Origin of the sequence: Leptospira sarikeiensis (assembly GCF_004769615.1) — a bacterium.
Lineage (GTDB): Bacteria > Spirochaetota > Leptospiria > Leptospirales > Leptospiraceae > Leptospira_B > Leptospira_B sarikeiensis.
Genome location: NZ_RQGF01000035.1, coordinates 1 through 14,131, shown reverse-complemented (window position 1 = coordinate 14,131; position 14,131 = coordinate 1). Strand labels below are relative to the sequence as shown.

The window sequence follows — 14,131 nt, the reverse complement described above, 5'->3', positions numbered from 1 at the left end:
AGTCTTGCGTGGGCTGGCCTTTGATCAAGTGCCAGTGAGTTATAACGCCTAACGGGAAAGACTTGATGAAATTTTTATTCACCTTTGTAGGCTTTTTCAAGTGCGCTTATATCCAACTTACCACCCATGCCAAGCATAGCAGCACTAACCCGATCGGCTTTAACAGTATCTGGATCACTCATCATGATGTCGAGGCATTCCGGTGCAATCTGCCATGTTAAGCCATATTTATCTTTAAGCCATCCGCAAGAAATTTCTTGGCCGCCTTTTGATAGAGCTTCCCATAACTTATCAATCTCTTCCTGAGTTTTGCAGTTTACAGCTATTGAGATAGCCTCGCTAAAAGTAAACATCGGGCCACCATTTAGCGCAGTAAAGTTTTGCCCATTCAGTTCAAAGTCGATTGTTGACAGATCGCCGGCTTTCTTTCCAGCTGCTTTTGCCACTGATTCTGTGAGATACGACATGTTCGTGATTTTTGCATTTTCAAACAGCGATATATAAAGATCTACTGCTTCTTTAGCCTGATCGTTAAACCAAAGAAAAGTTACTATCTTTTGCATTCGAACTCCTTAGCCATATTTGCCAATTACTACGATACAGGTAGTAATTGATCAGGTTACCATAGTCAAGTTGATAATCAAAATTTGCCGGAAGCCAAACGAGGGTGCGAAGCATCCCAAAGTGAAGCGTCAAAGCCGAAAGTTAGGTGTGGGCAGGCTATTTCTCTGTATATAACCTTACAACTGAGTGTTCGTAACTAAAAAGATCAAAGATCTGCTTTAGTTGAGTTAATTTTTCACCCGAGAGATTGCCCATTGCCGATTTTGCAGCCGAGATAATATCTTCACTAGACTTGAAATCATTTTTAATTAAAGCTATTTGCCCTTTACTTAAAATAGCTATTACCTTTTCAAATGGATCCCGTTTTGAATCGCTCTCGATTTTATTTAAAATAGGTATAACCAAATTATCATTTTCAAAAAGTTCATCGAGAATATAAGAATCAGAAAGAGACAATAAATTATCAGACTTCTTTAATTCATCTTCCTTTTCTTTGGAATATGTATCATTATAATATACTAATCTATCGAGAGAAAGAACAAAAATGGTCGCAAAAATATTCTTCTCATCCTCGTTATCGATCTTTGAACTATTTACATTATAATTTGCGGTAAATAATAAAATTATATCATTTTTAGGCTTTAAATAACGAAAGTTAATTTTCAGATCATCTCCATTTTGAAAATTTTTAATCAAGATTTGATTTGGAGCAGCTAAGGATCCAGAAGCCGCTATAAACCTCAGCATTCCTACGGCTTCATTCGCAGATAAATCCAAGCCCAGCGGGCCAGCCACATGAGTTAGAAAATTGTGAGCTAAGAAATATGCGTTAAGATTAACCTTCATCGGAGCATTATTCTTTTGGGATACAAATAATATATCACTTGAAGAAAATTCTCGCGCTTCAATCGAGTTCGCAAGTATAAGTATGCATATTGTTAGAATAATATTTTTAGTTTTCATGATTTCCTCTATTTAATTTCGAATAAGCATTGTATTTACGCGTATCCTAATTCTTAATTTCCGTGATTAAAGTATCAGAATAACTGGAACCTTTATAAACTGAATCAATTTGAATGGCGATAAATGAAGTATAATTGCTCTCATTTCCACATTCTTTCGAATCTTGAGCCTCGTTATGTATTTTTTTAAAATATTCCGATATTGAATTTGGAACTTTAATTTCTTGAAAAGAATTTAAATCTTGAAGTGTAAAACGGAATTTATCGATAAAAAAGAAATTATGGTAAGCACGAGCATTATCGGCATGGCTGTTACATTTTGATACGAAAATATAGATGGTAGAATCTTTAACTCTATTATTTTTATAATATAAGTTTTCATTTTTTCCAAAGCCATTCCAAATTTTTATCGGTTTAGTAATATCAATTTTAGCGAATATATACTTACCAATTCCATCTCCTTCAACTCCTTCTGACCATGCGGTTCCCGTATTATTATCGAAGGCTGCAGCAGGAGAATACTTACATGTGTATGAAATATATTCTTTCGTATATACGGTTTCTTTTCCTAAACCATCGATATTGAATGAAATTTGTTTTTTGGGAGGAACTCCCTCCGGTTTTAAAATGGAAGATGTCCAATTTGAATAATAGTTCGGATAGTCTTTCCCAGATTGTTCCCACAAGTCAAATTTCTTCAAATTATTACTGGTTAAACTTTCTAAATTCGAATTAGAAGAGTTATTTCTATTTCCAAAACTGCAAGGAGTAGCATCATAAAGTTGAGAGTACAAAGGTATAAAATTAATGAGTATTAGGATAATTAACGAAATTGTTCTTAGCATGGCTTTTGGGATTTTTTCCTTTTTCCTATAAAAATTATTATCAATATTACACCGAACGATTATGACTCGGCGACATTTTGCAACGGAACGAATTTTCGTAAACAAATGTAGTGATGGCAGTGAAAGTACGTGGCAATCTCGAAACGATGCACCAGAACATCATTAACTGTATTGCCTTTACATAATAAAAGTGATTTGGATCAGACGGCTTGTTCCGGTAAATCCTTATCGATCGGAATCTCCAAAATCATGTATTCGATATTTTCATAACCGCGAATCATCTTGGCAGTTACTATCACAAGAGCAATATAAAGAATGTTCTCAAAAATACGTAAACTAATGCCGATTATGAATTCTTCAGCAGACCTCTCTGGCAAAAGAAAACTTCTCTTAATAAGAATTACTATATTATCAAATATCCAGAGATTCCACCACCAGGACAAAAGCGAGATATTGAAAATCTTGTTAGAAATGAATTTTTTCTCAATCAACAATTCCTGAGATCGCCGAAACATTTCTTTCATGATATCAAACGGGCGATAAAGGTTAATAATTGGAATAAACCATGAAAGTATCAGTTGAGTATTTGTCGCACTTAAGCTTGGAATACGATCCAGTAAGTTTAAGTAGGCTGGAGCAAACCAATTTAAGAAGGTAACAATCGATATGACGTAAAGTCCAAAGGTTACTGAAGAAATTAAACTATCAAAATAGTCATACTTTTCGATAGTCAAATCTGATATCTCTATCCCTTTTATAAGTTTTAGAACCAACTCTAATTGAAATACTGAAAATATTAGAGAGAATATGTTTATAACGAGTAGAGTCCAAATGACTATTATTGCCACTCGCCCTTTTGTCCAATTTGACTTACTATTTCCCATTTTAATCCTTAACGATATGTATCTGGCTTTCGCCTAACGAACAAACTTTGCCGAAGTTTTACAATGGTACGGCAGAGTGTAGCGTCAGAGCCGATAGTTAGGCGCTGTAGGCAGTAAGACAGTTTATTTAAACTAAGCTATTCCTATTTGGGTCAATATAGTTAATTTGCTTTTTCTCGAAAATCTCTACGAGAGAATCAAAACCGTATTTCTTTTTGAAATCTCTTTCATTTTCAGTGATTGGTAATAACCAATAGCAATGGACTTCATAAGGCTCAAAGTTAAATATTTCGACAGCTGGCCCGTCAATATAAGGCAATTGAATCAATCCATAAGAACAAGCGGATGATTTTATCCACCCTTTCCCAAAATTGACGATATGAAGTAAATTTAGTTGCCTTTCATACCAATGAAAATGGACAACTGAATATAAAATTTCAAGTAATCCTCTTTCTTTAGTCGGTGAAAAAATATGGAGTTCAATTGGCTGCTTAGGAAAGTAAAATGACATTCCAACTGTAGCATATATCCAATAGTTCTTTGACCCTTGAGGAGAAAATTCAATAATCTGAAACTTATCAGGAAATTTTTCAATAGGGCCTTTATCAAATTTTAGAAGATGATAATTACTACCCCACACCTTTCTATAATGCGAGATCAAATTCTCTACATAAGAATCTTGCAAAATTCGACTGATTGATTTCATATAAATACTTTTATTGTGAATATTCTAGCCTATTGCGCATAACGACCAAAGCTTGACGACGTTTCGCGTGTGCGTAAGCACTTGGCACGAGACTTGCCACCGCAAGACGAGTGGCAGAAGCAAATGTGGCGAAGGTTGCGAAGCAATCCTGAAGCGAAGCGTCAGAGCTGTAAGTTATACGCAGGTTTACACTTCATGAATACTAGCTTAATAGATTTCTATCCTTTAATTTTTCCACTTTAAGGTTATATTGTTTACCCGTTGGAGATTTAAATCCATTGATTTTATTTGCCATTTCTTCCAAAGTTGTATTAAAGTCTTCTACCAATAGTATGCCTTCTTTGGGCTCTTCGTTTTGCAGAGCTAGTCCATCCCAATACATTTTTAATTGATATAAATGTTGAGGGGCACCTGTTCCAACTTTTAATTCATATATAATAATGTCAGAATTAGCCATTTTCCGGTAGACATCAATTCTTACGCCTGTAGGCCACACTGTTTTTTCATCGGAAATAGTTTCTAAAGGATTTGTAGCCTTTAACATTGCTACCCAACGTTTACGAAGTTCCGATTCTGATTTTTCTCTTTGACGGCGAGGAGGTTTGAAATTATTTAATTGGTCAAAGATTTTTTGCCAGTCATTATCATCCAAGTTAAAATCTGTCTTATTGTTTACGGTAGAAAGGACGCCTCTCGGTAATTCAGGAATAATTAATTCGCCTGCAAAATCATTAAAATCACTATGACGAGTTACCTGCGTAGAACGATTTCCTTCATCAGTCTTCCATATTGTTTCCAATTGTCGAACGGCAATTACTCGTTTTCCAAGTCTAATATCAATACCTTGGGATGAAGTGTTCCCAAGATAATAATACTTTGACTTATTCCCGCGTACTAATTTATCTCGTTTGACCTCATCGATTGTGCCATGTTGGTATTCTAATTTATAATTTTTCCCTGATATTTCAACATCGAAGTATTCTGTTTTTCTAGCTCCTAAAGGCACTGGAATTGGAGGAACTACCTGTCTGTCTTTATCAATGGAAATATAAATATTACCTAAATTATCGTAACTAATTGGATCATTTTCTATATAACCTCTGTAAAGAACACCGAGATGCTCAATTAGCCATTCTCTTAGTTTGGAAAGGTCGCTTGTTGGCGCTCCTCTGCCTTGTAATGTTTGAACGAATGAGAGCTTTACTTTACACTCGATTATTGTCGTACAGTCTGCAGGTAAAAAATCAAAATTTGGAAAATTATCATCATCTTCTATTTTCATTTTTGGCCCGAAAGGGCCATTCACCGAGGCAATCTTTCCCGAATTCAGATCTTTTGAAAATATGGACCATCCCTCACTTGCAGAACTGAGTGTTGCTAAGGCATTTTTTAGCCCAAATCCATGCTCATTCAGTCTATTTGTTCCTACTGGTTCTTTGCCTAATTGTAGTGCATTCTTCATTGTTTCAAGATTCATGCCACTTCCGTTATCACATACAAATACTGAAATGTATAAATCATCAATCTTGTGCAGTATAACATCAATTATGAACTTTCTTGTGTCGCTTTTCGCTGAAATACTGTTGTCGATTAATTCACAAATGCATTGATGAAAAAGCATGTTTTGCTTTGCTAGACCCTTAAATATGCCTTCGTTTGCTATTAATTCTACCTCATGTTTTGCCATATTTAGTTCCTCCTTTATTTTTTTGTAAAATTGCGTATAACGACCAAGGCTTGACGACGTTGGCGATTTCTGAGCCTCGAAGAGGCGTTAGGAACAGGCACGATCTTTTGCAAAAGCAAAAGGGGTGACTGGAGCCAATATGCCGAAGGCCGAGCGAGAGTCGCGTAGCGATCTCGAAGCGAAGCGTCAGAGCCGATAGTTAGGCGATGCGACCGCCCTACTTATAGCTATCCTTTCTTTGATCTATATCTACAAAAATTACTAATAATTCGTTATCTTTAATCAAATAAAATAAGCGATATTTACCAATGCGATATCTATAAAGGCCATCAAACTCACCTTTTAGCTTTTTGATATTCGGTCCAAAAAATGGATTCTTTTTAAGGATTGGATATACGTAATCAGTCAGTTTCTTTTGAAGATGAGAAAATTGTCTATCTTTGAGCTTATTTTGAAATTGTTCAGTCTCCGCTATTTTATATTCAGCGGACAACTTTATACTTTCCTTGAGCTGCTTCTTTGAGACCTTTCTTTAAAGATGAAATTAGCTGTTTGTCTGAAAGAATTTCATCCATTTCCTCATCAGAAGCGTAAAATTCATTTGTTAAATATTGAATAGCTGCGTTCTCCACAAAATTGGAAATTGTACGTCTTTCCCCTTCTGCCGCTTTCTTAAATATATCGTAAATTGGATCTTCGATTCTTAATGTGATTGTTTTGGACATACTTATTAGACCTGCATTTTTATTCAAAATATAGCATTATAATTCTTATGTCAAATTGCTTTTTAAAGCCTTTTCGAACAAAATTCCTAATAATTTTAGATCTTACAGATAAATTCGGCGGTCGTTTCGTCTAACGACCAAGGCTTGACGACGTTTTGCGAGTCCGAAGGACTTGGCGCGAGACTTGCCACCGCAAGGCGAGTGACAAAGCGAAATGTGCCGAAGGCCGAGCGAGAGTGCGAAGCATCTCGAAGCGCTGCGTCAGAGCCGAAAGTTAGGCGATGCGATTCATTTCTGCAACTCAGTTACTATTTTTAATGAATTTCATAGAAATACGTATGCTTAACAAAACGCAAAGTGAAATTATTATAATCCCAACGATAGGTCTCCGTAAATCGCTTCTATTGAACAGTCTATAAATTAATGCAGAAAGACTAATCAGAAAGATTACTAAATTAATTATAGAAATCGAGCCAATTATAAACATACGATATTGGCTCAACGGGAATATGCCAAAATTAACTCTTAATTGAAGTATTACTAGAATTATTAAAGGAAAAATACTTAAGAACGCTAAAGAAAATCCATCTTCATAGATTGGTTTAAGTCCAAAATTCAAAGGCAAAAATGACCAAATAAGCAAAAGAAGAATTGAACTGGTATCTAAGCAATATTCTAACAATGGCCTCATATAATCTCTATAACTATCTAAAATTGATCGAAGGAGTAATTTCTTATATTAGAAATGATTTGAATCGTTTCGCCTAACGACCAAGGCTTGACGACGTTGGCGAATCCTGAGCCTCGAAGAGGCGTTAGGAACAGGCGCGACCTTTTGCATTGCAAAAGTCGTGACTGAAGCCAATGTGCCGAAGGCCAAACGAGGGTTGCGAAGCAATCCCGAAGTGCTGCGTCAGAGCCGATAGTTAGGCGTAGTAAACGCCTTTAATCGGAATTTAATAAGCCGTTCCGAATTACTCTTCTTAATTGGTCCTTCAAATCGCTTAGACTTGTTTTAATCAATTCTTCATCTATCCCAGTTTGAACATGTTTATTGCTATTAAATGCCCTTATTTTAGCAGAAGTAATCAATTTTGCCTTTTGCTTAATGATTTCATCTATGAGTCTGTTTATATCGTCAGCAAAGTATATTTCATTTAAAACAGAAAAGTTTTTAAATTCACTAAATTTCTGATCGGCTATCACTACTTTAACTTTATATTCAGCTCTCCGGATTTCTGAAATTATATCATCTTTCTTTTTGATTTCGCCGGAATTAATAATCTCTTTCTTATCTGTATCGGAAATACCTAATGAAGGTATTATTTCTAGAATATCAGCCTTCGATAATACATTATAGTCTGGACCAATAGTGAATCCAGAAAGTGAAAAAAGGTGCCCAAAACTCTCAGAAAATATTGCAAACAAGTTTCGATAAATTTCGTGTTTCTTTGCGGAATATAATGAATAATCATCGAGTGCTTTTTTGAACTTAAACTCCTGAATTCTTGTGATATTATCTAGCTCACTCTTAAATTTTTCAATTTTCTTCGAAAATCCTGAATTTATCCACGCTTTAATCAAAAATGAAATGAGAGAAGTTAAAGGTATCGATATAATTGTAGTCACCAGAATTGAATACAGTATATCCATAATTGAATTTTCCTTTACAATATTTTTTGGCGTTTATTACGCCTAACGACCAAGGCTTGACGACGTTTCGCGAGTGCGGAGCACTTGGCGCGAGACTTGCCACCGCAAGGCGAGTGACAAAGCGAAATGTGGCGCAGCCCGGAGCGAGAGTGCGTAGCAGCTCGAAGCGGAGCGCCAGAGCCGTAAGTTAGGCGAAGCGCGTTTATTTAATCTTAATCTTGGGTCTTGAAAATATTGCTACTACTACGCCTAAAAGAATTGACAATAACCCAGGCGTACTATTCAAAATTTTCGCGCTAAGGATCTTACTGGCTATTTCAAGGCTTATCGTGCCAGAATAACCAAGGAATACAAGAGCCAAACCGCCAAGAATTAAAGCAAAAGCTATAATCCGAAGATACTTTGAACTTTCAGATTCAGCTAATATCGAATTTCTCTGGATGTCTAAATCAGTATCTTTACTTAGATCAGCACTATATCTTTTATCTTTAAATTCAGGGGGGTCAGATATAAAATCTTCATCATTCTTCATATGGCTATTCCTTTACTTATTTATATTCTTTATAATTAAATCAATGGGTGTAATATATAGGATTCTTTTTGAAAATATTGATGGCTTGGTAACAATACCAACTACCTCATTGGACGAGTTAAATACAGGAGATCCGCTGGATCCCTTTAAATCTAGCCCTTTCTCTTTATTTAAAATAATATATACATAATGTCTTTTAGATTTGAATAGAAAAATGATATTGTCAATTAATCGTATTTGACCTTCAATACGTATCGATTTCATCCGCAAATCGCAAAGAGCCGAAAAGAATGCGGGTTCCTTAAATTTCGGTATTTGCGGCAACCTTTCTACATTCACATAAGATTTATATATGTCCTTAGATTCTATCAACGCGTGTTCATGCATTACTTTAAATCCATAAGGGAGAACGTGAGTAGCAACATCGATTATTCTTTTTACCTTAAATAAAGTATTAAATTCGATTTTTTGCCGGAAAAGTTTTCTTTTAATAAGTAATAGCTTTGCAAAAGATTTTAATTTATAGATCTTATAGTATGTAGGATTGATCGTGTATCTCAATGCCTGAGAAGGGTTTAAAGGATTTCTTATTGCAGTTCTAATTGATAAATATTCTCCTTTTCGATTAATATGCGCAGCAAAAATAGCATAGACTTGATTATCTAATTTTCCTAAGAATCCAGACCCTATTCCATTTATAGGCCCATCTCTCTTAATTGAGCGCTCTATCTGAATGGTTCGCAAACTGGAAAAGTCAAATTTATTCATCGGAAAAATTAAAGCGTTTCGCCTAACGACCAAGGCTTGACGACGTTGGCGATTTCTGAGCCTCGAAGAGGCGTTAGAACAGGCACGACCTTTTGCTTTGCAAAAGTCGTGACTGAAGCCAATGTGCCGGAGGCCAAACGAGGGTGCGAAGCATCCCGAAGTGCAGCGTCAGAGCCGAAAGTTAGGCGAAGGTCAGCTTTCTTGATTCTTTTTATCGTCAATAATGGGCAAATTTCTCAAGTTTCTTATAAAGATAGTAATTAAAACGAATCCGAAGATTCTAAACCAATTCTCGTTAATTTTCATGTCTGAGCAATTGTCACATCCGAGTGTTATGATTGAAGTTATATACTTTAAGCTCATGTAACCGTCCTTACTCCAAGAAAGAATCAATGAAACTTCTATTAAAGAAATTATCCATAGAATGAACGATCTAGGAAGAGATGCTAAAACATCTGGACTATTTTTTTCAGGTAAGAATGACTCAAAAATCATTTGAAAATACGTTGTAATGGGATGGACAAGTCTCCACAAAAGATACAAAAATAACCACTGATCAATTGTTGATGTATTACTATTATGTAGAATAACTATTGTAATCGAAACAGAAAATAAAATAGTAATATCACTCAGATGAGTATAATTTTGCGGTTTTGCTTTCCTATTTGAGACAGGGTTTGATGTATCCGAATTAAAAATGGAAAATACTTTAACAAAATTCACCACAATATCCAGAAGCATAAATGAAGAGAAAATAGCTAATGAGCAAATGCCCGTTAACCATGATTGCTTAATCATTGCAATGGAACTTGCAATTCTACTCTTCCATTGATATACAATGTAGCTTCTTTCACCCCAAAAAGCATTCCCGATTATATACAGAGCTAAATTCCAGGCTACTACACTGATAATTCCTACAATTACTACTAATTCAAATTTCATATTGTCATTCTATTTAATTGATGCTGACTTTCGCCTAACGACCAAGGCTTGCTGAAGTCGCCGTGCTGAGCGAAGCGAAGACGGGAACGAAAATTGCCTTTGCAATTTGAGTGACCGAGGCGATTTGCCGAAGGCCGAGCGAGGGTTACGTAGTAATCCCGAAGCGATGCAGCAGAGCCGATAGTTAGGCTGCCGTCCGAATGTATAACGAGAGAGTTAACCCAATCTCCACTCTAAGAAACATGCCCTTACTACCCTTTTTGCAAATACTAAAAGACGCTCCGATTTCACCAAGCGACTCAAGTAACCAAATTCTGTAAATAGCTCCAACCGATATACTTTTGAAATAAGCTATCAAGGAGCGAGAATTATAGAGAATGATTTTTTAAGGCCAATTCACTGTAAATTTCTAAAACTTCCGAGTTTCATAACCAAAACTCAAGAGTTCTCTCGGATGGCGCCTAACGACCAAGGCTTGACGACGTTTCGCGAGTCCGTAAGGACTTGGCGCGAGACTTGCCCTGCAAGGCGAGTGACAAAGCGAAATGTGCCGGAGGCCAAGCGAGGGTTGCGAAGCAATCCCGAAGTGCAGCGTCAGAGCCGAAAGTTAGGCGACGTGCAGGCATTATCATGCAACAATTTTTACTTTATAATTATTTTAAAATTCCATTTTGCCAGAAAAAGTTCTTTCGCGGATCACGCTCAAACTTATCCAGTACGCTTGGAAATATTTCCGGATACGGAGCAGACGTCAATGGTAAACAAAACATATATTCCGGGCTTCTGGGCTCACCAGAAAGACCAATTACAATAAACACAGGAATTCTTTCCCTACTCATAAAGTCAGAATATCTTTTGATTTGTTCTGGCTTAGACCAATTAACTACATAATCATTAATCTTCGAACTTTTCACCGGATTACTTCTGAACTTGCATTCCACAGCAAATAAATCTTTTGTCGGATTATAACGAATTTTAAGATCGGGATTTAGATTACTTTCTACTAATCGCCCAGATGAATTTATATTATGATCTCGTGTCCAATCGACTATAGTGAAATATTTCTTATCAAATTTTGATATTACATATTTCTCAAAATCTTTTCCTTTATCTAACATTACCTGACGTTCGTCAGGTACCCATAAATCGATAGTTTTGAGTAATTTATCGAGAAAGTTCATTTTAGTAAAAGAGAAAAATTTGCCTGCATGTTCGCCTAACGACCAAGGCTTGACGACGTTTCGTGAGTCCGTTAGGACTTGGCGCGAGACTTGCTCTGCAAGGCGAGTGACAAAGCGAAATGTGGCGCAGCCCGAGCGAGAGTGCGAAGCATCTCGAAGCGATGCGTCAGAGCCGAAAGTTAGGCGATGCACGCATTCTTAAGCATGAGCTTATTTGTATTTTTCTTCCTCTGCTTTCTGCGTTTGTATAATTTTCTGTAATACTTTTCCAATTGAAGCATCATCGAATATACTTTTAAGGGCCAATACGTTACTTTTATCTAGATAAATCGTTTCCGGCTTATGCGATATATAGTCATTTCTTTCTGAACTTACCGTCGGAAACATAAGAACAAGCTGATGATAGTCTTTATTTTGGCTCAGAAAGCTAATCTTCATTTTTTGTTCCGAGGATAAATGAGAATCTCCATTTTTTTGACTCCAAAGGCAATAAAAGCCAACCTCACCAATGTCTTTTTCTAAAGTTTCTTTATTCTTCTTTGCTATCAGTTCCCAGTCTAAATATTTTTCAATTATCTTTAGAAAATCTTTTCGATTCACATCTGAAAAGAATATTCGATTAACGTATATAAAATCTTCAAATGCAATAGCAATTGCTTGTTTATTAATATCATACAAGATATAAGCAGTTTCTTTATTAAACTTTTTTAGAATATCTACATATCTATAAAATGAAAAATCATTCTCAAAAGCCCATTCTTTTCCATTAGGAAATTTTTCATTGGATGTCCAAATTATACTATTTCTTTCTTCAGTCGAAGGCGGAATATAATTTTCTACCCTACCTTGCTCTGCTGAACAATGGATACTCATACTTACTAAGATAAGGAATATGTTCTTTTTCATCGGCACTCGTTTATGGTTATAAAATAAAATTAATGCGTGTTTCGCCTAACGACCAAGGCTTGACGACGTTTCGCGAGTGCGTAAGCACTTGGCATGAGGCTTGCTTTGCAAGACGAATGACAAAGCGAAATGTGGCGAAGCCTGGAGCGAGGATCGCGAAGCGAGTCCGAAGCGCAACGCCAAGCCGATAGTTATACGCCGTGCTTGATTAACTAGCTTGAAGTTCTTGAAACTTTTTGATCGTTTTTAATTCATTTTTAAGCTCATACTGTTTAACTTCTAAATCATAATGAGCTTGTATTGATAACCAGAACTCTGGTGAATTTCCAAAAAAACGAGAAAATCTTAGCGCAGTATCAGCAGTAATAGAACGACGACCATGAATTATTTCACTTATACGCTTTTGATCTATATGAGTAGCTTGAGCTAATTTATAAGCAGTAATTTCCATCGGCTTTAGAAAATCTTCTATTAAGATTTCTCCAGGGTGAATATTCATTAATTCTTTATTCATAATTATTGCCGCCTAATGATAATCGACTATCTCGACATTTGTTACATTACCATTTTCCCAAATAAAGCAAATCCGATACTGCATATTTATGGAAATACTATGTTGTCCTCGCCTATCTCCAGATAAAGCATGCAATCTGTTACCGGGAGGAATTTTTAAATCTTCTAAAGTTTTCGCGCTATCTAAATGTATAAGCTTCCGTCTAGCTGTTCTTTGTATATCCTTCGGGAATTTCTTTGAAAACTTACCCAGCCATATGGTTTCGCATTCTTTATCCGAAAAAGAAAGGATCACAATTTATAATGGCGATATGCACCACTGGTGTCAAGCGCCATTAATAAGATTTGAAGCAAATTTTGTAGTTTTTCCTATATAAAATGAATTTTAAGCATGGCGTATAACGACCAAGGCTTGACGACGTTGGCGCGCTGAGCAAAGCGAAGACAGGCACGAGACTTGCTTTTGCAAGACGAGTGACTGAGCCAATGTGGCGCAGCCCAAGCGAGGGTTGCAAAGCAAACCCGAAGCGCAGCGTCAGAGCCGATAGTTAGGCGATGGCCACTTGTTTAATAGATTATGGGTTATATTTGAGATTTAAGGCAGCTGCCTGGATATCAGGCATTACTAATTCAAAATCATCAAAAAGAAATATTGTATAAAGATCAGGCAAATCTTTCTTATGAACTGCCGTCACTATTGAATACTTGAACCCCCGGCCAAATTCTGAAGTCGCCTCAATATAAAAATTGGCTCCCCAATCTGCATTAAACGACAAAACTGTATCTGCAGATAACTCTTTCGAACGAATCCTATCCATACACTGACAAACGTTTGCTGCTGTTGTTAGAGCTTGCTTTTTATAAAACTCATTCTTTTCAAAATCGAATCCTTCAACTTTAGGTGCTGGCAAGCCAATGAAATATCTGATTTCTAATTTTTTGCTCTTATGCTTAATTGCATAATCATAATACAAATTTGGATTATCTTTTGTCTTTATCGATCTGAAATCATTACTAAAACTAAATTGAAAATTGAAATCTTTCAATATTTTTTCAAATGAATCACCTTTCCAGGCCTGTATAGAAAAAACTGGAATTAATAGTAAAAGAAGAAGTCTAGTATTTCTGATCATTTAATTACCTGTATTTTTATTTCATCCATATCGACAATAATTTGGTGGCTTTCGCCTAACGACCAAGGCTTGACGACGTTTCGCGAGTGCGCACGCACTTGGCATGAGGCTTGCTTAGCAAGACGAGTGA

The 14,131-nt window shown here is 36.1% G+C and carries 17 protein-coding genes; all 17 read right to left on the bottom strand.

What is annotated here, in order from left to right:
- Positions 1–74: 74 nt before the first annotated feature.
- Positions 75–563 (bottom strand): VOC family protein, encoded by a 489-nt coding sequence (locus EHQ64_RS16830; RefSeq protein ID WP_135650963.1) that lies wholly within the window; start codon positions 561–563, stop codon positions 75–77.
- 157 nt (positions 564–720) lie between these two features.
- Positions 721–1,527, bottom strand: a complete 807-nt coding sequence (locus tag EHQ64_RS16825; protein WP_135650962.1) for a hypothetical protein — start codon at positions 1,525–1,527, stop codon at positions 721–723.
- A 46-nt stretch (positions 1,528–1,573) separates the two neighbouring features.
- Positions 1,574–2,371, bottom strand: a complete 798-nt coding sequence (locus EHQ64_RS16820) for an NADase-type glycan-binding domain-containing protein (protein ID WP_135650961.1) — start codon at positions 2,369–2,371, stop codon at positions 1,574–1,576.
- A 200-nt stretch (positions 2,372–2,571) separates the two neighbouring features.
- Complete coding sequence (locus EHQ64_RS16815; RefSeq protein WP_135650960.1) at positions 2,572–3,255, bottom strand: DUF4328 domain-containing protein; 684 nt, start codon at positions 3,253–3,255, stop codon at positions 2,572–2,574.
- Between the two features lie 127 nt (positions 3,256–3,382).
- Positions 3,383–3,961: a suppressor of fused domain protein gene (locus EHQ64_RS16810; protein WP_135650959.1), complete on the bottom strand. Its 579-nt coding sequence runs from the start codon at positions 3,959–3,961 to the stop codon at positions 3,383–3,385.
- A gap of 202 nt (positions 3,962–4,163) precedes the next feature.
- The gene (locus EHQ64_RS16805) at positions 4,164–5,648 is read right to left on the bottom strand and encodes an ATP-binding protein (protein ID WP_135650958.1); all 1,485 of its coding nucleotides are present in this window, start codon (positions 5,646–5,648) and stop codon (positions 4,164–4,166) included.
- 217 nt (positions 5,649–5,865) lie between these two features.
- Positions 5,866–6,141 (bottom strand): type II toxin-antitoxin system RelE family toxin, encoded by a 276-nt coding sequence (locus tag EHQ64_RS16800; protein ID WP_135650957.1) that lies wholly within the window; start codon positions 6,139–6,141, stop codon positions 5,866–5,868.
- Positions 6,131–6,373, bottom strand: coding sequence for a CopG family transcriptional regulator (locus EHQ64_RS16795; protein WP_135651229.1), 243 nt, complete (start codon positions 6,371–6,373; stop codon positions 6,131–6,133). Before EHQ64_RS16795 ends, EHQ64_RS16800 begins: the two co-directional genes overlap by 11 nt.
- 945 nt (positions 6,374–7,318) lie before the next feature.
- The gene (locus EHQ64_RS16790) at positions 7,319–8,026 is read right to left on the bottom strand and encodes a hypothetical protein (protein ID WP_135650956.1); all 708 of its coding nucleotides are present in this window, start codon (positions 8,024–8,026) and stop codon (positions 7,319–7,321) included.
- Between the two features lie 202 nt (positions 8,027–8,228).
- Positions 8,229–8,558, bottom strand: a complete 330-nt coding sequence (locus EHQ64_RS16785) for a hypothetical protein (RefSeq protein WP_135650955.1) — start codon at positions 8,556–8,558, stop codon at positions 8,229–8,231.
- 12 nt (positions 8,559–8,570) lie between these two features.
- Positions 8,571–9,326 (bottom strand): hypothetical protein, encoded by a 756-nt coding sequence (locus EHQ64_RS16780; protein WP_135650954.1) that lies wholly within the window; start codon positions 9,324–9,326, stop codon positions 8,571–8,573.
- Between the two features lie 192 nt (positions 9,327–9,518).
- Positions 9,519–10,268, bottom strand: a complete 750-nt coding sequence (locus EHQ64_RS16775) for a hypothetical protein (RefSeq protein ID WP_135650953.1) — start codon at positions 10,266–10,268, stop codon at positions 9,519–9,521.
- 653 nt (positions 10,269–10,921) lie between these two features.
- Entirely contained in the window at positions 10,922–11,641 is a 720-nt protein-coding gene (locus EHQ64_RS20430) for a hypothetical protein (protein WP_246048818.1), read from the bottom strand.
- 18 nt (positions 11,642–11,659) lie between these two features.
- On the bottom strand, positions 11,660–12,355 hold the full coding sequence (locus EHQ64_RS16760; RefSeq protein ID WP_135650952.1) for a hypothetical protein: 696 nt from the start codon (positions 12,353–12,355) through the stop codon (positions 11,660–11,662).
- A 208-nt stretch (positions 12,356–12,563) separates the two neighbouring features.
- Positions 12,564–12,869, bottom strand: a complete 306-nt coding sequence (locus EHQ64_RS16755) for a HigA family addiction module antitoxin (protein WP_036090699.1) — start codon at positions 12,867–12,869, stop codon at positions 12,564–12,566.
- 12 nt (positions 12,870–12,881) lie between these two features.
- Positions 12,882–13,163: a type II toxin-antitoxin system RelE/ParE family toxin gene (locus EHQ64_RS16750; protein ID WP_081603616.1), complete on the bottom strand. Its 282-nt coding sequence runs from the start codon at positions 13,161–13,163 to the stop codon at positions 12,882–12,884.
- Positions 13,164–13,443: 280 nt separating this feature from the next.
- Positions 13,444–14,001, bottom strand: a complete 558-nt coding sequence (locus tag EHQ64_RS16745; protein WP_135650951.1) for a hypothetical protein — start codon at positions 13,999–14,001, stop codon at positions 13,444–13,446.
- Positions 14,002–14,131 lie beyond the last annotated feature (130 nt).